Origin of the sequence: Mesorhizobium sp. M0478 (assembly GCF_040321305.1) — a bacterium.
Classification (GTDB): Bacteria; Pseudomonadota; Alphaproteobacteria; order Rhizobiales; family Rhizobiaceae; genus Mesorhizobium.
The window spans coordinates 68,974-88,732 of record NZ_JAMYRH010000012.1; the positions used below are offsets into that span (position 1 = coordinate 68,974).

General features: G+C 59.4%; 23 protein-coding genes and 1 pseudogene. 7 read left to right on the plus strand and 17 right to left on the minus strand.

Features of this window, described 5'->3' with window-relative positions; translation table 11 throughout:
* Positions 1-49: 49 nt before the first annotated feature.
* Together NKI64_RS24625 and NKI64_RS24630 are read right to left on the minus strand one after the other, a co-directional pair.
* A complete protein-coding gene (locus tag NKI64_RS24625; protein ID WP_023815751.1) occupies positions 50-1,669 on the minus strand; it encodes a GMC family oxidoreductase in 1,620 nt (539 codons plus the stop codon).
* On the minus strand, positions 1,666-2,415 hold the full coding sequence (locus NKI64_RS24630; protein ID WP_023682469.1) for an FCD domain-containing protein: 750 nt from the start codon (positions 2,413-2,415) through the stop codon (positions 1,666-1,668). The genes NKI64_RS24625 and NKI64_RS24630 overlap by 4 nt, the downstream gene beginning before the upstream one ends.
* A gap of 185 nt (positions 2,416-2,600) precedes the next feature.
* Between NKI64_RS24630 and NKI64_RS24635 the strand changes: the two genes are divergently transcribed.
* Positions 2,601-3,695 (plus strand): mandelate racemase/muconate lactonizing enzyme family protein, encoded by a 1,095-nt coding sequence (locus tag NKI64_RS24635; protein WP_352670586.1) that lies wholly within the window; start codon positions 2,601-2,603, stop codon positions 3,693-3,695.
* 1,323 nt (positions 3,696-5,018) lie between these two features.
* On the opposite strand, the gene NKI64_RS24640 is transcribed toward NKI64_RS24635, so the two are convergent.
* From NKI64_RS24640 to NKI64_RS24675, 8 genes are all read right to left on the minus strand, one after another.
* Positions 5,019-5,756: an SDR family oxidoreductase gene (locus NKI64_RS24640; RefSeq protein WP_352520023.1), complete on the minus strand. Its 738-nt coding sequence runs from the start codon at positions 5,754-5,756 to the stop codon at positions 5,019-5,021.
* 70 nt (positions 5,757-5,826) lie between these two features.
* Entirely contained in the window at positions 5,827-6,324 is a 498-nt protein-coding gene (locus NKI64_RS24645) for a 2,4'-dihydroxyacetophenone dioxygenase family protein (RefSeq protein ID WP_023710477.1), read from the minus strand.
* A gap of 203 nt (positions 6,325-6,527) precedes the next feature.
* Positions 6,528-7,295: an NADH dehydrogenase ubiquinone Fe-S protein 4 gene (locus NKI64_RS24650; protein WP_352520024.1), complete on the minus strand. Its 768-nt coding sequence runs from the start codon at positions 7,293-7,295 to the stop codon at positions 6,528-6,530.
* A 70-nt stretch (positions 7,296-7,365) separates the two neighbouring features.
* Complete coding sequence (locus NKI64_RS24655) at positions 7,366-7,875, minus strand: Hsp20/alpha crystallin family protein (RefSeq protein ID WP_023696160.1); 510 nt, start codon at positions 7,873-7,875, stop codon at positions 7,366-7,368.
* Positions 7,876-7,948: 73 nt separating this feature from the next.
* Entirely contained in the window at positions 7,949-8,422 is a 474-nt protein-coding gene (locus NKI64_RS24660; RefSeq protein WP_031243428.1) for an Hsp20 family protein, read from the minus strand.
* A 241-nt stretch (positions 8,423-8,663) separates the two neighbouring features.
* The gene (locus tag NKI64_RS24665) at positions 8,664-8,948 is read right to left on the minus strand and encodes a hypothetical protein (protein WP_348626206.1); all 285 of its coding nucleotides are present in this window, start codon (positions 8,946-8,948) and stop codon (positions 8,664-8,666) included.
* Positions 8,949-10,009: 1,061 nt separating this feature from the next.
* Positions 10,010-10,213, minus strand: a complete 204-nt coding sequence (locus NKI64_RS24670) for a hypothetical protein (protein WP_023706890.1) — start codon at positions 10,211-10,213, stop codon at positions 10,010-10,012.
* Positions 10,214-10,272: 59 nt separating this feature from the next.
* A complete protein-coding gene (locus NKI64_RS24675; protein WP_023734669.1) occupies positions 10,273-10,614 on the minus strand; it encodes a hypothetical protein in 342 nt (113 codons plus the stop codon).
* Between the two features lie 86 nt (positions 10,615-10,700).
* Between NKI64_RS24675 and NKI64_RS24680 the strand changes: the two genes are divergently transcribed.
* The gene (locus NKI64_RS24680; RefSeq protein ID WP_023707506.1) at positions 10,701-10,898 is read left to right on the plus strand and encodes a hypothetical protein; all 198 of its coding nucleotides are present in this window, start codon (positions 10,701-10,703) and stop codon (positions 10,896-10,898) included.
* A gap of 189 nt (positions 10,899-11,087) precedes the next feature.
* Here the strand turns inward: NKI64_RS24680 and NKI64_RS24685 are convergent, their stop codons facing one another.
* Positions 11,088-11,492, minus strand: coding sequence for a hypothetical protein (locus tag NKI64_RS24685; RefSeq protein WP_352670593.1), 405 nt, complete (start codon positions 11,490-11,492; stop codon positions 11,088-11,090).
* Between the two features lie 106 nt (positions 11,493-11,598).
* Between NKI64_RS24685 and NKI64_RS24690 the strand changes: the two genes are divergently transcribed.
* Complete coding sequence (locus NKI64_RS24690; protein ID WP_352670596.1) at positions 11,599-11,832, plus strand: hypothetical protein; 234 nt, start codon at positions 11,599-11,601, stop codon at positions 11,830-11,832.
* A gap of 490 nt (positions 11,833-12,322) precedes the next feature.
* The gene (locus tag NKI64_RS24695) at positions 12,323-13,066 is read left to right on the plus strand and encodes a hypothetical protein (RefSeq protein WP_352670599.1); all 744 of its coding nucleotides are present in this window, start codon (positions 12,323-12,325) and stop codon (positions 13,064-13,066) included.
* Between the two features lie 271 nt (positions 13,067-13,337).
* Here the strand turns inward: NKI64_RS24695 and NKI64_RS24700 are convergent, their stop codons facing one another.
* Positions 13,338-13,718 (minus strand): hypothetical protein, encoded by a 381-nt coding sequence (locus NKI64_RS24700; RefSeq protein WP_352670601.1) that lies wholly within the window; start codon positions 13,716-13,718, stop codon positions 13,338-13,340.
* Between the two features lie 1,455 nt (positions 13,719-15,173).
* Positions 15,174-15,359 (minus strand): hypothetical protein, encoded by a 186-nt coding sequence (locus tag NKI64_RS24705; protein ID WP_023833470.1) that lies wholly within the window; start codon positions 15,357-15,359, stop codon positions 15,174-15,176.
* 210 nt (positions 15,360-15,569) lie between these two features.
* On the opposite strand from NKI64_RS24705, the gene NKI64_RS24710 reads away from it, so the two are divergent.
* On the plus strand, positions 15,570-15,893 hold the full coding sequence (locus NKI64_RS24710; protein WP_352497379.1) for an exopolysaccharide production repressor protein: 324 nt from the start codon (positions 15,570-15,572) through the stop codon (positions 15,891-15,893).
* 93 nt (positions 15,894-15,986) lie between these two features.
* The gene (locus NKI64_RS24715; RefSeq protein WP_352497380.1) at positions 15,987-16,292 is read left to right on the plus strand and encodes a hypothetical protein; all 306 of its coding nucleotides are present in this window, start codon (positions 15,987-15,989) and stop codon (positions 16,290-16,292) included.
* 50 nt (positions 16,293-16,342) lie between these two features.
* Here NKI64_RS24715 and NKI64_RS24720 read toward each other — a convergent pair whose 3' ends face one another.
* Complete coding sequence (locus NKI64_RS24720; RefSeq protein ID WP_023741144.1) at positions 16,343-16,558, minus strand: hypothetical protein; 216 nt, start codon at positions 16,556-16,558, stop codon at positions 16,343-16,345.
* Positions 16,559-17,411: 853 nt separating this feature from the next.
* Here NKI64_RS24720 and NKI64_RS24725 point away from each other — a divergent pair.
* Positions 17,412-17,630: pseudogene (locus tag NKI64_RS24725) on the plus strand (winged helix-turn-helix domain-containing protein); the annotation flags it as partial.
* A gap of 18 nt (positions 17,631-17,648) precedes the next feature.
* Here NKI64_RS24725 and NKI64_RS24730 read toward each other — a convergent pair.
* From NKI64_RS24730 to NKI64_RS24740, 3 genes are read right to left on the minus strand one after another with little or no spacing between them, the layout of a single operon-like run.
* A complete protein-coding gene (locus tag NKI64_RS24730) occupies positions 17,649-18,179 on the minus strand; it encodes a prepilin peptidase (RefSeq protein ID WP_352670605.1) in 531 nt (176 codons plus the stop codon).
* Between the two features lie 9 nt (positions 18,180-18,188).
* Entirely contained in the window at positions 18,189-18,737 is a 549-nt protein-coding gene (locus NKI64_RS24735; RefSeq protein WP_352670607.1) for a tetratricopeptide repeat protein, read from the minus strand.
* A 52-nt stretch (positions 18,738-18,789) separates the two neighbouring features.
* The gene (locus tag NKI64_RS24740) at positions 18,790-19,731 is read right to left on the minus strand and encodes a type II secretion system F family protein (RefSeq protein ID WP_023753010.1); all 942 of its coding nucleotides are present in this window, start codon (positions 19,729-19,731) and stop codon (positions 18,790-18,792) included.
* Between the last annotated feature and the right edge of the window lie 28 nt (positions 19,732-19,759).

The following is a 19,759-nucleotide window of genomic DNA, read 5'->3' on the forward strand; positions in this document are numbered from 1 at the left end:
CGGCCCAGACGGCTTCGGCGATGACGCCGTCGGCAAGCTGGATCCGGCGCTATGCCGCCTCCAAAATAAAGTCGGCGCAGCGGTCGCCCAGCATCATGGCGGGCGCCGCCGTATTGCCGGCATTGATGTTGGGGCAGGCCGACATGTCGGCAACCCGCAGATTGTCTATTCCGCGCACGCGCAGCGCCGCGTCCAGCACCGCCATCCGGTCGCTGTCCGAGCCCATCCGGCATGTCCCGGCCGGATGGTAGTTGGTCTTCACAAAGCGCTTGCAATGCTTTGTCATGGCTTCGTCGCTGAGATCATCCTGGCTTGGCACGGCAATGGCCTTGACCCGATCGGCGAGCGGCTTGGTCTGAAAAGCCTGCAGGAAATAACGCTGGCCGGAGATCATTTCCCTCATGTCGTCGGGATGTTTAAGCAGGTTCGGCGAAACGATCGGCATGTCCTTCGGATCCGCCGAACGCAGCCTTACGAAACCGCGCGACTTTGGCTTCACCACCACTGTCGTCACGGTAAGCCCATAGGTGTTCTCGACCAAGGTCAGGATATCGCGGTCCAGATAGACGTGCGGCACGCAGAAGGCCTGGATCGTCGGTTCGCCCTCCGGATCGGCCGGATTGACGAAGGCTCCGGCCTCCACCCCCGCTGACAGGATCGTGCCGGTGCCGAAGAGCTTGAAATGCAGGCCGTTCCTGATCATCCTCCAGCCTTGGCCCTGCCTGAAATAGCCGTATGGGCCGTTTGCGGTGGCGATGATCGGCACCTCCGGATGGTCGATCAGGTTTTCGCCGACCCCGGGCAGGTCGGCGACGCAGGAAATGCCGTGCCCGGCAAGCGCCTCGGCGGGGCCGATGCCGGACAGCATGAGCAGTTTCGGCGAGACGAGGGCACCGGACGAGACGATCACGTCGGCATCTGCATGGACGGTATGCTCGGCGCCCGACGCATCCGAATAGACGACGCCGGTGACCCGACCGTTCTCGATCAGCAGCCGGCTGACTGTGCAATTGAGTTTCAGCGTCAGCTTGGGATCATTCGTCAGCGGCTCGATGAAGGCATAGGCGGCGCTGCTTCGCTTTCCCCGCCGGTTCATGAACTGGTAGAAGCCGACCCCGCGCTGCGACGGTCCGTTGAAGTCATGGTTGTACGGCAATCCAAGGCCTTGGACGGCCTGGACGAACCAACGGGAAACATCATCGATGTGGCCTGGATCCGAGACCAGCAGCGGACCTTCGCTGCCATGCAGTTCGCCGCCGAGGCGGTTGTTTCCCTCCATGCCGGTGAAATGCGGCAGCACCGCCTGCCAGTTCCAGCGCACGCCGGCATTGTTGCCGCGCAGCAGTTCGTCCCACTCCTCATAATCGGCCGAGCGGCCTCGCATGTAGACCTGGGCGTTGACCGAGGTGCCGCCGCCCAGCACGTTGCCTTGCGAGATTTCATGGACGCGGCCGTCGAGATGGGCCTGCGGCTCGGTGCGGTGATAGCGCATGAATTTCGAGCCGTTGATCATCTTGAAGATGCCGGGCGGCATGTCGAGCAAGGGGTGATGATGGGAATGGCCGGCCTCCAGCAGCAGGGTTCGCCGTCCCGCTTTGACAAGCCTTGCCGCCGCGACGCAGCCGGCTGCTCCGCCGCCCACCACGATATGGTCGTAGGACTGCGTCATGCTTCCGGCGCCTCACGGCTTTCGAATGTTCCGCGGACATACTCCCAGGCCGCCGAGAGGTGGTTGAGCAGCGCCCGCTCGGCGCCGTCAGGATCTCGCTCAATGATGGCCGTGCAGATTTCACGATGGCTGAGGAAATTCACGCGGTTGCGCTCGGGCGACCGTGGCATGCGCATCCAATGCGGCGACAGCCAGGCGGTAAATGCCTTGTGCACGACAGGCAGCACCGGGTTGCGCGCGATGTCATAGAGCGCTGCGTGGAACGCCACGTCCGTCGCATAGAATTTCTCGGAATCCGGGATGGCCGCCTCGTTCATCGCCAGCGCCGCCCTCAGGGCTGTGACGTCATCCTTGCGGGCATGGATGGCGGCGTTGCGCGCCAGCGACGCCTCGAGGAAGACGCGCATGTCGTAGAGGTTCTTCACGCCCGCCTGGTCGCTCAGCAGATGTCCTACAATGCCGTCGAGGGCGCCGAGCGCGGCATCCAGGCCAGGCCGGCGCGCCACGGGCCGGAACCGCGGACGCGCTTCCACCAGGCCGCGGCTGGCCAGGCGCGCAATCGCCTCACGCACAACGCCCCGGCCCACACCATACTCGATCATCAGTTCGCGCTCGGCCGGCAGGTAGCTGCCGTCGCCAAGCCTTCCGGACGTGATGTCGGCCTCTATGCCGGCCACCATCGCGTCGGCCGCGCGGGCGGCGAGAATAGCCGCGGGCATCTCAGGACGCTCTTCCGTATCCAGCAAGCCTTTTCCTCCCAGATGGTCTGTACTAGAAGGTAAATCGGACCAAAGCACAAGCGGATTGATGCTTTTGTAGGACCAAAAATGACAGATTGGCTTCAGAACCGCTGAAAGATAAGCCACATTGTTGCCAGTCAGCGCTGTCGGTGCAATTATGGTCCGATGAAAAAACCTGAATGGAGCGCAGCATGAGCCGCACCGAAATCAAGGAAGTCGAGACCCGGCTGTTCCGGGTCCCACTGCGTGAGGTGATGACCGATGCCAAGCACGGCGCGCACACGCATTTCGAGCTGGTCACCGTCACGCTGAGGCTTGCCGACGGCACCGAGGGCACAGGCTACACCTACACCGGCGGCAGGGGCGGCTATGCGATCAAGGCAATGATCGATCACGACCTCGCGCCGTTCCTCAAGGCTCGCGACACGACGCAGATCGACACGATTTACGACGGCATGCTCTGGCACATCCACTATGTTGGGCGCGGCGGCATCGCTTCTTTCGCGATATCGGCGATCGACATCGCGTTGTGGGACCTCAAGGGCCGGCGTAGCGGCCTGCCGCTTTGGCAGATGGCGGGCGGGGCCGGGAAGAGCGCCAAGGCCTATCGCGGCGGCATCGACCTAAACTTTACCCTCGATCAGCTTTTGGCCAGCATCGGTTCCTATCTCAATGCCGGCTTCACCGGGGTGAAGATCAAGGTCGGCAAGGACGACCTGGCCGAGGATGTGGCCCGGGTGAAGGCAGTTCGCGAGCGCATAGGACCTCATGTCACCTTTATGGTTGACGCGAACTACGCGCTCGACGTCCCGCGAGCGATCGAGGCAGCGAGAGCATTCGCCGCCTACGATCTGCTGTGGTTCGAGGAGCCCATCATACCCGACGACTATGAGGGTTACGCCAGCATTGCCAAGGCGACCGGAATGCCCTTGGCAATGGGAGAAAACCTGCATGTCATCGAGGAGTTCGAGCATGCCTTCGCTTGGTCGAATCTCAGCTACATCCAACCCGACGCCTCCAACTGCGGCGGGGTCACGGGCTGGCTGCGCGTGGCAGCGCTCTCACGCAAGGCTGGCATTCCGGTCTGCAGTCACGGGATGCAGGAACTTCATGTCAGCCTCGTTGCAGGTCAGACAAATGCCGGCTGGGTGGAGGCGCATAGTTTTGATGTTGACCATTATACCACTGAGCCGCTTAGGCTTCAGGATGGTTTGGCGATAGCCCCCGACGAGCCTGGAGTGGGCGTTGTCTTCGACTGGCAGAAATTGGCGGATTTTCGCCAATAGCGCCCCCTGAACGGCGGCACGGCCGCATGCATTTTGTCCAGATCCTGCTTCCTCGTCCCGGCAACGCGGAGAGCGCTTCGCCGAGGAAGACTTCGACCGTCTGAAGAACGAACTCGCCGCCGCCGCAGCCAGCGGGCATACCACTTATCGGATGCCACACTTACATTTGTAATTGCAGCGACGCTTCACCGGCTTTAACTCACGCGATCATAGCAGCGACACGACAAATGCAGGCGGCCGCCCGAACACCGGCAGAAGCTGCAAGCATTGGGTGCGCCTGCAGGGAGGCGGCGATGGTTGCAACGCGTACGGACACTGCGCATGCGGTTAAGGAGGACTTCATTCTATCACGGCACCGCTCACCGGTCCGCGAAGTTGGATTTTACGAGGCTATGAGTCAAACCCGACAAGCGATCGCCGCATCGCGCGAGGTGCTGAGGCGCTTTCGCGAACGTCAGGGCGACGATACTCCTCGAGCAAAGAATACAGACCGTGGTCCTGTCGCCGTGTCAGCCTTCGATGCCGACATCATACGCGCTGCATGCCGAGATCTGATCGCGGAGATGAACGTGCCCGAGTGTCAATGGCGCGAGCTGGCGCGAAGTCTGGTGCGCGAATTCGTGGCCTGCGAGGAGACCGAAGCCGGTTTGGTGGATTGGATCGTCCGCCGGCCAGCGATGACGAAGACGGACGAAGCCGGCCGACCGGAGCCAGCCGGCGAGGCGGCGAATGAGCCAGGAGTCAGTCGACCGCAATCAACGCGAGCAAACAGGTCTCCCGGCGACTTGTTGCGCGGAACTGCGGTGGTCCGAGGATCGGAAACTTTGGCGAGCGGCTTGGACACATCTGATCCTCCTCGTTTTTAGGCGTCCGGCCCCGTGTCCGCATTCGGAGACGAATGCGTCCAGCCGACTGTCTAAGGCAGACGGCGACGGCCATGTCGCGTTGCTCCCGGCCTTCGCTCACAAAGGAGCCCAAGCCGGATGCCAACCAGGCTGCATTAGGCCAATGGGAACAATTTGCGCGGGCCGAGCTTGGGCTAGCGTCGTACAGAGGTGCAAGTATGCAAGATAATTTTGACCGAGCTTCATCCGTCGCGGAGGTTGCGGAATCATTCGTGAGATCCCGGAGGCCGTTCTCTGTCGTATCGACCCGGGATGCGGTCACGATTGTCAGGAAACAGGCAGCTTTTTGCGAGCATACGGATGGCGAACTTGCGGAGTTGGTGGCGGCAATTGCGGTCAGGCATGGTCGATTGGTCGCGTTCGATCTTGATCTCGACGACACAGGCTTGGAGATCGGTCGCGCAGCATAGCCAACGCCTCACGCAATGAGATAGCCACCGTCAACCGGCAAAATTGCCCCAGTGATGAACCCCGCGAGCGGCGAACACAAGAACAAGGCGGGGCCAGTCAGGTCGCCCGGCGTACCCCAGCGACCCATCGGAGTGCGTTTCATCAATTCCGCGTTGCGAGCTGGATCGGCCCGTGGCGCGGCGGTCATGGCGGTCTCGATCCAGCCAGGCGCCAATGCGTTTACGCGAATGCCATCCCCGGCATAGGCGATGGCGAGCGACTTGGTAAGTTGCACGATGGCGCCCTTGGACGCGGCGTAAGCCGGCGCATGAGCCGCGCCGAAAAACGCGAACATCGAGGCGATGTTGACGATGGCGCCCCCGTTCGAGAGTGCCCCCCGGAACGCGCTCGCACTCCGCATGGAGCCGGTGAGATTGATATCGACCACCGTTTCGAAACCCTGGACAGTGAATTCGGCGGCGCGCAGGTTTACCCCTGCGCAATTTACGAGCGCTGCAACGGATGTGAACTGACCGGAATATCCTTCGACCGCAGTCATGTCCCGGACGTCGAGTACTGAATAGGAGACGGGGGTGCCGTATGCACGAGCGGCCGCCACCTCGGCGGCCGTGGCCCCCGTCGCGTGGACGATTGCCCCGGCCCCGGCGAACGCCATGGCGATGCCGTTTCCGATGCCTGTCGTGCCTCCGGTAATGACGACGGTCTTGCCCGCGAAGAAGGGCATGGCCCATATGGAATCGGTCACCAAGATCTCCTCGTTTCGCCTCTGTGGCGGACCGCGAACTCACCGCAGCGGAAGGCAAACGGGCGGATGTCTACCGTACGAATTGATCGACGAAATCGTCACCGAGACCCACGCTCGCATAGTGATTTCTGCACATGTCGATCTTGGTGAAAACGTCCTCGAAACCAATCTGCTTGTTATCCTTGTCCAGGTAAACCATGCAGCCGGAAATGTTGAAGAAGGTGATCATCTCGGGCACGTCGCTTGGAACCGTGAGCGTGTGGATTTCACCGGGCGGCTCGAAAACGTAAGATCCCGTCTCTGCCACCCAGTCGTGTTCAAGATAGTGCCAACGCCCCTTGATCACATAGCCATGCACGGGGGCCGGATGCAGATGACGGCTTAATATCCCGGCCCGGCGTACGCGGAGCAGATTGCACCACTGCCCTTGCATTGTGTTGAGCATAAGTGGTCGGAACCACACGCCCTCCGCCTGTGGGACCCAGACACGCTCGTCTTCGGGGACGGCAGCGATCGCGATCTCTTTCGGTGCCAGGGGATGGGCGGAGCCGTTGAAGGATTGATACATAGGAACCTCTGTCGCCAATTCATTGGAGTCCATATCAGCGCGATCCTAACAACTGGGCCGAGTTCTGCCGAGGCGCAATCGGGCGCCCACGCATTGGGAAAGTTGTCGGCGCGCGCCCGCCCGCTGCCGCGACCGCAAGCGGGAAGGGTTTCGGGATGGTCCGTTGGGCGTCGAAGACGATCAGTGGGTTCCTTCTTGCCTTATCATGCGGCTATCCGGGAGTGCACCGGGCTGGTCCTGGTCTGGAAGCCCCGGTTTCGGACTTCCAAGGCCAGCAAGGCGAGTTCGACCTCGTCCAATCGCGACGGGCGTGCATTTTCCGGCATGCCTTCGGCGGTGGCCAGGTCGATCAGGTACTCGTTCCAGGCCCAGTTCTTGAGCACAGCGCGTTTCTCGTCGGGTGCGAGCACCGGGTCATCCACAACCTCCATCGGAGAGGCGTAGAATGTCTCCGGCTCGGAAAGCGCCGTCTGTATGTGCGCTGCCTGTGCGCCGGCGCCATAGCCGTGGCTTGCCTGGAGCCAAGCCAACTGCAGCCGCTGCCAAACCAGGTCGGAAAAGGCCTGTTTCTCCTCCGATGCATGCTGGCGCGTGACCTTGGCCTGGGAAGCAGGAGGTGCAGCCTGCACGACATAGTTGAGGCCTTGACGCTCGGCATAACGGATCGCCGCTTCCAGCGTCGGAAAGTTCAGTTCAACCTGGGTCAGGGTGTCCCGGCCACCGGTATAGCCCATCAGCGGCTCGATGAACGGGGCTGTGCGGCGTTCGAAGACCAATCGCCAGGCCTTGCGGGGCTTTGCCGAGGTCATGGCCGGGCGGCATGGCTGGTAGATCCGCGCCGTTGCGCCGTCCGGAAACACTGACCGTCCCATTGACAAAGCCGGCCCGTCTAGACGAGGCCGATTGTCATTGTCCGGCCGGACGGACGTCTTGGTTAGGTTTCTGTTGTCGCTGCTTTGAACTGTCTCCATTGCCTGTCCTTCCCGTTATGAAGGGTCGCACGGGCAGCGGCCGTAAGGGCCGCCACCCATACTGCATCCGTCAGTTCTTCCCGTTGATTGCGATCCGCTTAGCCTTCGCCTGCGCCCGCTCGGTCTTGGGCAACGTCACGGTCAGCACCCCGTTCTTGAAGGCGGCGTTGACCTTGTCTTCTTCAACCTCGTAGCCGAGCGGAATGAGGCGCTCGAAGCGACCGTAGAAGCGCTCGGAGAACTGCCGGTCCTTGTCCTCGGTCTCGGAACGCTTCTCGCCTTTAAGCTTGAGCGCCCCATTTTCCAGCAGGACTTCTATGTCGCTCTCGTCCAGGCCAGGTATTTCCGCCGTGACGCGGACTTCCTTGTCCGTGTCGGAGATTTCGACACTCGGCCAACTGGCGGCGAAAGAGGGACCAAAGGCCGGCAGTCTGGCGCCAAAGCTGCGGAAGGCGTCATCGAACAGCCGGTTTACCTCCCGGTGGAGGGAGACGAAGGGGTCTCGATCTCCATCAGGGAAGAGACTGGGCGCCGAGTTTCCGTTGCCCCGGCCCCATGGGATCAAGTCACGTACGCTCATTGTCTTTCTCCTTTCGTAGGTCTCTGAGCCGGGCGGGCCGCCCGGCTCAAGCGAAAGCCTCATGGTGGATTGCTCAGGCGGCCAGCTTGTCGGTCTCGACCTTGGGCGCCTCGATCTTCGGCATGGGAGCCCCGCTGGAGATTTCGATCTTGCGCGGTTTCATCTCCTCGGGAACCTCGCGCTTGAGATCGATGCTCAGCAGCCCGTTCTCTAGGCTGGCGCCCCCGACTTTGACATGATCGGCCAGTTCGAACCGACGCTCGAAAGCGCGCCCGTTGATGCCGCGGTAGAGATACTGGCCGTTCTCATCGCCGGATTGCGACCCGCTCACAACCAGCATGTTGGGCTGGTAGGTGACGGTCAACTGGTCCTGCGGGAAACCGGCGACCGCCATCGTGATGCGATACTGATCATCATCAACCTTGGCGACGTAGGGCGGCCAGTTGTCGAACGAGGCCACACGGCTCGCACTTTCAAGCATGTCGACCATGCGGTCGAAGCCGATGCTGGACCGGTATAGAGGGGTAAAATCGAGGTTTGTCTTCATAGCCACATCCTCCTTTGAGCAACATGGACAACAGAAGGCGCCCAAGAGCCTTGCCGCCTCCTGGTGTTGCCGGCCCCATTGGGCGGCCGGCGACCATCAATTTAGAATCGCGACTTGCACCTTCAAGAGCAAGAATAGGAAAATTTTCATCGGCAATCTGGGCGAACGCACCAATGCCACCCCTTCCGCCGGCGGGGTCACTCGCCGACGGGTCCATGGTGCAAGAACAACTACGTCGCCCTTAAATCCGATCGACGAATGGTACGAACGCGGCCACTGCCGCGCTGTCACTGCAGTCAGGACCGGCACGCTCATCCGATTGATCCAACTGTTGCAACGCATCCATGATCGTGTCGAAGCTGACCGGTTCACCCGCTCGCGGCAGCATGCGAAGCGCTGGCACGGATTCTACGGCGCAGGCATCCGATGCCCATGGCGAAAGAATGGCGCGCTTCTCCTGATCGTCCAGGGCAACATCGGCCAAAACGTCGTGGGGATGTTTGAAATGCCGCGCCGGATGCAGCAAGCGGTCCAGAAAACGTCAGGGCCCCACGGGTTCAATCGATGCAAAATAGCTCGAAATAGGTCCTTCCATGGACGGTCCTCCGCTTCAGACAATCTCATGCGTGTTTGGCGGCTCTCGCCAGCGGCTGTCGCGATCACGACCAGGCAGATCATCCAGGAACGACGCTCAACGACTTTCCCAGGTGATGTCGATACCGAGACTCATCGTCCGGCACCCTGGGCGGCTCGATCACGACCGATGCGAACGAGCCGTTCGCGATCGAGGGTGGCGATGCTGCACTTCCCCAGATGTTCGGAGCATAGCGAGGGCTGCGGCCTTGGAGCGGCGAGGGGACTTGCCTACATCGCACATGTCGTCGATATGGAGGTCGATGAGTTCGCCGAAGGCTTCAGGCGCGCTAACAGGGCTTTGTCGGCGTCTCACTGCGATCGACTTGGTGTCGGTGCCCCGGCGCCGCGCAACGTCGCGTTGCAGGAAGGTCTTGCTGACGCAGCGTGTGCGGCAGGTTCTAAGGTTCTGATGTTAAACAGATGCTGAAAATCAAATCAAATGTTATGAGGGTTCGTGTGCAAATACTGCACACGCAAGTTCCGCTTCTCTTCTTTTTTCGTTCCTACGAGGGAGCTGCCGAAAGGCCTTTTCGGACCCTCTTTTGCCGACGATACTATCCGCTCCAATGCGAATGCTCACCAGGATGTCCGTGAACCTGATTGTTGTCTGCGGCGTCCAGTTTGCGTCGTTTGCGTCGTCCAGTTTGTTGGGGGTCCTGGAAGCTTTTCGAACTTTCTGCGTCGCGGGTCAGCCCGAATTGCGCTTGCTTATGGACTCGTTAAGCCTGTGGTCGGGAGGCTCGGACCGCACCGGCCCACGATATCGCGTCGGCGGCGCCGCACCTATTAGATCGCTTATGGCTGGCTGCTGCTCAACAGGGCGAACGTCTACGACGCCCGCCTTCCGCATGAGCCAGGCAGGACACAGTTCCTTCAGTACCGATTTGAGATAGTCGACCATGCAAAGGCAACGCGCGTTGCCGCCTGCCGGTTCCGCCGCCGACTTGGCGCTCACATACCGAGCGTTTGAGTGCTTCCGACAGGTCGAGCCGCCTCAGCGAACAACTCAGCCGCTGCTTGCACCTTATCGGCAGCCTCTTCGACCCGATCGAAGCGCGTCAACACACGACATTGGAGCATCGACAACCGCGCCGCATGGTAAAGCTCGCTGCGCTTGTGACCGTCCAAGTCCAAGGATTGAAACAGCATCGTCATAGCGAAACCCCTCCCTCCGGTGCCCGGCTCTCGTCGAAGGCCGGGCCGTTAGACTGCGATCAATAGTCGGTGTCATAATCGTTGTTGTCGTCCTGCTGAATGACGACGTGACGGCGGTGATGCATCGGACGGTTGATCGATCCGGTGACCACAAAGTCGCTGGACCGGTGATGATGCCGGCGCCAGGCGCGCTCGCCATTGTCGTAAAACGCCTGCTCGCCATGATGGCGGCGATGGAGACGGTGTCCGTTCCGATAGATGACCACACGGTCGTTATTGTTGTCGTCCCAATAATGGCGGTGGTGATGTCGCTGGGTCTGGACGACGATGCCTTCTTCTGCGGACGCGACCGCAGGCGCAGCCAAGCAAAGCGCCAATGCGCCAAGGATGATGGTCTTCATTTCGAGTTCTCCAAAAACCTAAAACGCCCTTCGGTAAGGAAACTTTGCTCAACGACTTTGGTTCCGGCATCGATCGAGACGTGCCCATGAGCACCGTGCGCAAACTCGCAGCGATCAGACGCCAACTCGCGCAAATAGCGGCGCTCGTCGCTGAGATCGAAACGGAGTTCGAGGATCGGAGTTCTGGAGATTGGGTCGAGACGGCGGTTGCCGCCGAGGCTCTCGGCCAGAAGATCGGAAAGGTTTCGGCCGGCGCGTCGGCGGCAGATGGAAAGCCGAGGTAGCGGCTAGGCGGGAATATTTTCGGCAAACGTGACAAACGCGACGGGACGCATCGCGTTTGCGATGGACATAATGGCAATGAACATCGCTGCCAAGATATCTCGCTCTTCGAAAACGGCCAGCGCCGCTTACTTCAGATCAGCACTGAAGCTCCCGAGACCGACCTCGGAATTCGTCGCGGCGGAAAATGCCTACCGCAAAGAACCGACGCTCGGCGGAGTCTGAGCGGCAGGCTCGAAGCACTGAAGATCGAAGCCAACATCGACAACCCTTCCACGGCGAAGATTCCGACGCCCGGCACCGATTCCTTCAAGGACCAGACCGGCGGCGGCCGGCACTTCGAGAAGATTGGGGTCACCAGTGCGCAGCCGGCCGTTACAACTGCAGGTCCAATCAGCCGGACATGCGCCGATTTCAACGGCATCACCAGCCAACTGATAGGCGCGAGCATCTCCAATTTCGTGAGGCTGTCGTCCGGCTTTGTGATCTGTTCGGGCTACATCGATGCCATCAACACCAACAACACCAACAACACTGGCGCAGGCAACGCCGCTAACAATGACATCCTGTGGGGTGACGACGCTGGTTACTTGCAAATGGCACTTCTATCCCGGGGCCCATTGGCCAAGGATCGAATTTCGTGTCGTACCCTTGGCAGGTTCCCAGTACTGCCATTTCGACCGGCGTGCCTGTGGTGACGACATGGCGCCACGAAGGCGGGAGCCTCTATTCTCCGTCAATGGCGGCATCGAGGCGTCCGTTGCGTCGGGTAATACCATCAACGATTTGACGACGCGCAAGATGTGCCTCGGCAAATCGGTTGGCGGCTATCTCGACCGCAAGATTTTTGAGCTTGCAACGTTCTCGACGGTACCGAGCGCACCCGAGAGGGACACCGTCATTGCCGATCTCATGGCCCACATCGGTGCAGTCTGATGGTTGCGGCAACCTTCTGGCCATGATGTGCAACCAATCGCGATGCGCTAGTTTATGAGTTTGAAGCCTGCGACTAGACCCACGCTGCGTTCAATCTGGGCAGTGTACAGCCCTTTGTTCGCCACGTTGTCCCAGATGTAGAACACGGCGACAGCGGCAAGGATCAACAGAAATATTCGCATGATCTGCGCCTCGGTAACGTGGTTTGCCCACGGCGCCTTAGGCGAGTTGAAGGTTTCGGCCCGAGTCCGCGCGCATCCTCAACACCAGCAGGCGCGTCGCTGCGAATGGCGTCAAAACAATAAGCGCCATCGTGGTGTTGACTAAGAGCGACAGCAAACAGATCGAGCTTTGGGCGTAGCAAACGGATTCCATGACGTTCCCCTTTTCCATCGTTACTGGTGGCCTCCGTGCAGCAGAATGATCCTGGTTCACGAGAAATACAAGCAGTTGCTAATACGTTGATATTTCCCCTAGGGTTGGGGCAACGATGCGAAATCGACGCCGGTCAGTTGTTTGGATAGCGATTGCCCTTGTCCTGGCGGCGTTGGCGATCACGGCGGCGATCATTGGCTTTCAGAATTTACGGCGCTCGTCACCGATCATGGTCTCGGCTGTCTCGGCCTTTAATACTGGGGGGCTCGTCCCTGGCCCCACGGTTAAGGCGCCCTCGAAAAACCTTGGTGCTGTTGCTACCGGTAGGGATATCTGGCTCGAAGTCTCATGGAAGTTTTTCGGGGAGTTGCGGACGCTAGATACCGTAACTGTCGGCGACCTTCGGGCAAGGCGCCTGGTGCGCAGTCATGATGTGCCCTCAAGCGCCAATTCCGAGATCTGGTTCATATCAGCCGGCAGCGGCGACATATTGGAAAACACAACGTCGACCGACATCGGGTTCACTTTTGATGGCGGCAACCCGTCTGTCACGGCGCAGATTTACAGAGTGGTTGGAGCTTCTGAGATACCTGCCGCGATAGCTGCAGAAAGCGGCGACAGGATTACCATCACCATTCCAGCCGATGGCATCGCTTTTATCTCGCTCATCGCTTCCGGCACCACCTCCGGGTCCATGAGCAATGTCACCGAAGATTTTAGTGCCCTTTGTGGAAAGGATTTCCTTGGCATCCATGCATCAACAAGTTCGACCTCCGCTGAATCAGAGACTGCTACGTTTTCGGGAAACTCAACGGCAGATTTTGCTGCTGTCGCACTTCAGTCGGCCGCAGCGAGATAGCTAACCAGCCAGCGCCATTCCAAAGCAAACGCCTAGGCCGACAGCGAGGCCAAGGAACAGCTTGGCGGCAAGATCGAGGGCGAAGGCGCGGACTGGGCGCCACACGTCTGAGCGGGGCTCTCTGAGGGCGTTGGCGATATCATCGAACACCGTTTCCATGGAATGATTCTAGATCGGAACTCCGGGAATGTGAATCCCCTGTTTGTTCCACTTTCGCCCCATTGGGCAACCTGCACGGTTCGCCCGAAACCGTGCAGGCAGCAAAGGTGGCTTAACGCACCACTCTTAAGCCACTCGACTCCAGCCACGCTAGTGCCGTCTCTGCAAAGGTCGCGCAATTGTCCAAAGGATCATTGTTTTCATAGAGCGTGGCTTGATAGGCTGCTGCTATGCCTTCAAAAATGGCGGTTAGAACTTGGTCGCGGTCTCTGGCGGCGTCAGCGGCCGGTTCAACAGTCATCTTTGGTGTTTCTGGGTGTTTGCCTTCCATGAGGAAGTCGAGGAGCGCCGACACCAGCCACTCGGCGCTGTCCCTGTCCAGTTCGAGGAAGGTTGTGTGGTCGTCATCGGTCACCAGTTCCAGTGCGCCTCGCAACGCATTCCGCGATACCACCGTCACGTCACTATCCTGATATTCGACAATTTTGGTCATCACTTTGCTCCATGTTTTTTAGTGGCCGCAACGCCGCCATGGGCGCGGAAGCCGGATTGTTGTTGTTTGGAGTTGTGCTTGGGCAGCCGTGCTGCTCGTTGTCTACGACGTAAGGGCTCCCCCATCGTCGGTTATCACGCGGCTTGATTTCCAAAGGTGCCCGGGCCGCTTCTCTCAAGGCACGCAGTGAAGGTACCTAACCCGCTCGGGCAGTCAAGAGGGCGGAGGGGGCAAGCCATGCGGCTGGCACCAACCGCTAGCTAGGCTGCCTCGTTATTCTCACCCTTGGAACATTGTGGCCTCGAACACTTCGGGCGTTGCACTGCCCCATCAGTGCACGTTCCCTTGTTCTGTTGGAACTAGCCGGCTGCCGAAAGGAGGCCGGCTTTTTTGTATATAAGCGGAACCTGAAATTTGGGGGCTTTGTTGATAGAACGGCAGCGAGTGGGTGTTCGCTGCTGGTCGAGGTCCCGCAAGACTCGGCCGGGCTCGCGTCACCTCGCCGGGCGGTGCGAGCCCACAATCGCGGCCATCTGGTCCGCTGCTTGAGCTTGGGCTTCATCAGAATGAAGGGCGACATGGTTCATCCGAATGTAGAAATTTGCGTTGGGGGGAGGTGAGAATGAGGCGACCAGGAAATGTGTTGGCTGGGAGAACGCAGAGGTGCAGTGCGGTCCGCGAAAGCGATCAATGAGGTTGAATGCACAGAACGTGCCGCCAAGACAGCCAGGTTGAAATCGCTACGCTTGGCTCAGATCTTGCCAGAGGCCGACCCGCACTTTTCGTTCAACGAGGAGCTCGACTGCTCGGTACTTGTCGCGGTGCTGGCTCGGGAACCGCATAATTATCCAAAGCGGCCCGAATCCCATTCTTTCCGGCGGCTGCCCCTGCGACGAGGCCTTTGATCTCCTCAAGCAGCGCCGTTAGGCTTTGTCAACAATCGGCTTTTTTCGCCGTGGCGACCCCACATGGCTCTCAACAACGCGCACGTGCTCGGCGTCGACAGTCACCAGTGGCCAGAGGCTGACGGTTACCTTGTCGCCGTCGATGCGCGTGACCGGGCCGACTAATTCCATATGCTGGCCGATTACGGCCTTCGAAGTCGAATCGACAACCGAATGTGGGAAGTCATAGGAGGGAATTGTCACGCTTATGCGATCGGAAGGCCGGCATTCCTGCCGACCAGATCAACGGCGAGCTTGAAAGCGTCTTCTAATTGATTATCGAAGTGAATCGTCGTGTCGCCGAAAGGGTGGACTTAGCCTGAGGCTTCCCCGACGTGCCGGTCATGTCCTACATGCCGGACTGCCTGACAAGGGGCTCGCTTACCTAACCGGCCAGCGCCACGCCAATGCCATCTCAGAGCAAATGTAGATCGACACCGCGAATCCGTGAATCTCCGGTTTGTTCTGGTCATGGCTTCTGCGCCGGTCCGGTCACACAGCGCTGGTGCGTTCACCCCTCCGGCTGGGCAGGGTCCGGTTCTTGGTGCCGCTCTCGTTGATTTTCGAGGAACAGCTTGGCGAGTTCGCCCCACTCAGGATGATCCGTGGTTTTATGCTCTTCTACGAACTCGAGGAAAGCCTTGCGCAAAGCGTCAAGGTCGAAAACCCCAAGATGCTCGCCCATACCGTCGTCCATGCCCGCGACTCTCAACGGTATTAGCTTGTCCTCTCGTTTGAGCCTTCAAGAGGGATTCCCTGAGTTTTGGCTTGGGAGCGCCTACATGGTTAATGGCGTGATTGCTAATATGACTATATCTAGGCAGCGCGGGGGGCTCTATCTTCGCGCGCGGTGGCCGGTGCGGCCCCACACCCAAAGACTGCAGCGACCATTTCTGTGGATGGGTAAGTGCTAGCCGATGCGACATCATGCTGCAGCGATATTTTAGAATCGGCTAATTGCGCAATCGCTAAATTAATGAAACGCGGAGGAATGTATTTTCCACAGTTTTTGGTCGGCATGTCTGCCACTGCGATCATTGTGGCGATCTGGACCTACATCGAAGCCGGTTCAATTTGGACCGCGCTCGGCTGTGCGGTCCTTGCGCTGATCGTTCTGCAAGTCGGGTACGCCGGGCTGGTCGTTTGCTTGATATACTGGCGATCATCGGAAGCGGCTGACTCGACTAGTCGAATTTCGGTCGCGGCTCAACAGAACGTCGACGGCATCTGATAGCCCGCGATCGTCTCGGCACGGTCACGTGACCCTGGGGCAGCAGTTTTGCCTCGCAGTGCCGCCAGCAAGTGGGCCTACAACGTGTTTGCGGTGACAGACACCTACCCCGAGCTTCGGGCTGAAAGCCTTATCATTGATCCAGACGCGGAACTGGAGGACGGGTGCGTTGTGGTCGCCATGTTTGGAGGCGGTCATCCGCAAACCATGAGCTGGCGCAACAATCACGGGCGAGGCTATGGGGGCCGCTTTGCCGCCAAGGGAAGTCTGCACGAGACGTTCCTTCTCGATTCCCTGGTGTGCGGACGAGGGCCATCTTCTTGCATTCGCATCCTCGGCCGGGTGTTCGGCTACCGGCCGCGCTTCCCGCGCTACGGAACCTGGAACGATCCAGTTTAATTCTTGAATAATTTGGCTCGCTGCCTCACGGTGGCGGGCTTTTTTGTTGCTCAGCCCCAACGTCTCGACGCCGGGCTGCGGAACGCAAACGTCGTGATGTCGTCACGGGAAATCCCGATGTCGCTGAGCATGTCGTCTGGTGACTTGCTCAACTCGTCCGTCGCCTTCAACAGCGCCTTCTGCTCGGCTCGATGACGGACCCAATCGGCAAGGGGACCAACTGCGACAAGACGAAGATTCACAAGCATAGGAAGGTTCACAAGCATCGGGACCACTCCCTTTACCCCTGCAGGAAACTGCACGTAGCCTACGCCGATACGTCGATGCGTCCGTGACAAACCTCACAGATCGATCCGAACGGGCAAAAACTGCCCGGACGCCTGACGGTGGCGGGCCTTTTATATATTAGCAATGCATAAAATTCGAGAAGGTTCATGGCATGGTTGTTAGCAAACTCGCTGCTATCGTGCGACGCAGGGCTCGGTGGATGGTGTGCTGGAATGCGCGGGGCTGGATGGATCAGGGGTCTGATGGAAGCTGACGCTCGCGATCTGCGGAGCGAGATCAGTCGGCTACAAATAGACTTGATCGCTGCCGCCAACTCTCAGGGTAAATCCAGGCTGCATGACGTCGCGCACACACTGCGATGCCAGAAGGCGCGGCTGGAACGTCTGGAAGAGTGCCTCGCTTCAATGACGTCGAATGTCCGGCCAGAGGCATCCGCAACCCCGCCCCATGAAGGCCGGCCGTAAAAGGCAGCTCATCATTTCCGAAAGAGAACCCGCTGCCTCGCGGTGGCGGGCTTTTTATTGCTCAGCCCCTTGCCGGCAGCGGCTTGTCCGTGTTGCGGCGGAAGGTCATGCGAAGCCGGAAATTTTTTTGCCAGGAATGGTCGCCTCCGCGCCGATCGCCGGCTCCCGAGGCAGATCACCACCAGGCGACTCCTGCAAAAGCAGATAATTTGGGAGACTGTGTGCAGAGAGCGCACAGATTCTTCTTCTCTTCCTTTTTTCGATCTGGAACCTGCCATTGAAGCGATCTTCGATGATCGTGCCAATGTCGTTAGGAGCGCTGGGGAACGCATGGCACGCTGTCCAGGCGCGAACTGAGGCGGGGTGGCGGGCGCGCGGCCGCGAGCAGGAGACCCTGGCGGTCTTCGCCGCACGGGTCGGCGAAAACCATGCGGCGTTATGAACTCGCCGGTGACGATTCCGAAGTCGGCGAGCGCACCATCGACTCCAGATCAACCCCCTGCACCGCAAGATCGAGCGCGATCCGTCCAATCCGGTCTGGCTGCAGACGGTGCGCGGTATTGGGTATCGGCTCAGCGTGGAATAGGGGCTAGCCCGTTGCGCATCAGAGGAAATTCTCAATACCGCCATAGCCCGTTAGTCGGCTGACGATGTGGAATACGATCGAGCAGATCGCCGCGATTGAGATCGGCACGCCGAACGGAACAACACCCTTGCGATCGAGATGCTCGGCGTAAAGCCGAAAGGCACCGGCAGGCAGCATGAAGGGATTCTTCACGACCGCTGCCGTGATGAGCGCAAAGACCAGCAACAGCAAGGTAAACAACACGAGGTCGGTCCCGCCGGCCAGGAACGGCACCACCGCTATAAGCTTGACGTCTCCGGCCCCGACCTTGCGCAAGACCCAGAAGGGAAAGAGCACGACAAACAGGGCAAAGCCCACAATGAAGCTCAGACCCATGTCCCACCATGACCCGGCCTGAATCGACATAAATTGCATCGATCCGATTCCCAGGCACAACAGCAGCAGCACATCACGATTGGATATTTTCTGTGTCGTGAAGTCCAGCCATGCAACTCTCGCGAGAAGCGGAACGGCGAGCACCTTCAGCAGCAGCGACGCGGGAAGCAACATGCTGGGGCTCTACCGCTCTATGTTCTGCACGCTGGATGACAGCAGCTTCAGATTGTTGACCACGGTCGGATCGTTGGGCGCCAGTTCGTAGGCCTTGAGGAAATTCGCGCGTGCGTCCTGCAGCTTGCCGCGCAGCAGATAGGAATAGCCGACATTGTTGTAATATTCGGGCGTCGCGCCGACCAGCTTGAAGGCTCGGCCATAGGCCCGATCGGCGAGGTCGAAGCGGTGGATCCGGTCGCATGAGGCGGCCAGTCCCATCCAGGCGCCACCATCATTGGGGGCCAGTTGCGTCGCCTTGAAGAACAGGGCGCCGGCATTGCCGTAATTTTCTGCACGGAACTGATTTTTGGCCTCGGCGACGGCCTGGTCCGAGGCATAGTATTCGACGTCGCCGACCGTCTTCAGCCCGTCGAAAGCATCGCCAAAGGACGTTACGTCGCCTTTCGATGGCTCGTTGGTGCGAACGACACCCAAGCTGCTATCGGTCGACTGGCAACCGGCGAGCACGAAAAGCAACACGCTGGCTGCGGCGGTGAGACGTATTGGCCCTGTCATTTCGTTCCCCAGGGTTCCTTCGACTCGGTTTATTAGAACCAAAGCATATAGGTTAATGATTGAAAATGGCCTGCATCCGAATAACAACAGGCAGAAGGACGATCATTAGCACCACCGGGAAGATACAGATACCCAACGGGATCATCATCTTGACCGGCAGCGCATTCGCACGCTCTTCCGCTTGAAGGATTCTCTGTGACCGCATTTCATCGCTGTAGACGCGCAACGCATCCGTAAGGCTGGTGCCGAGTTCTTCCGATTGACGAAACAACACAGCCAAAGCTCGCGCCTCATCCAGGCCGATGCGGTCCGCCAGTTCACGCAAAGCCTCTCGCAACGGTTTACCCGCGCGCAGCTGCAACGTCATGATCGAAAGCTGTATCCCCAGCCATTTGTGGGTCGCGACCAGTTCCTGGCTCACCCGTTCGACAGCGGCCTCCAGGCTCATGCCGGCATCGGCACAGGTGATCATCATGTCCATGAAATCGGGGAAGCCGCGCCGGTAGATTCGCTTCTGCGAATTTTCGAAACGATCGAGCATGATGCTCGGAATAACGATGCAAGCAAGCCCGAACAAAGCGGACCCGGCAAGGGTCACAAACGCGGGCAAATCAGGGGGCAGCACTTGAGATAGAAGCGCATACATCAACGAGAAGCCGACACAAACCGCTCCAAATCGTGACAAGGTGTATATGAAAGGAGCGCTTGCTTGATAAAAGCCGGCGCGAAAAAGCTTCGCCTCAAGGGCATTGGGCTCGTCCCGCTCTTTCTCTACGGACCGGAAATACGCCTCGATGGGTCGCTGGGCCAAGACTTTAGCCTGTTGCTCAAGGCCGAGCATTGACCGGCGATCGACGATCCCCTCGGCTGTCAGGCTTTGTGCGACCAGCTTTCGTGTCTGCAACGCGGGCAAGAAAACAAGAGCGCCGAAAAGGAAAAGCGCCACCGCCGCCATAAAGACAGCAAGGGAGACAAGAAGGCCCACATCAGGCATATTTGTTAATATGTTTATTCTTACCTCC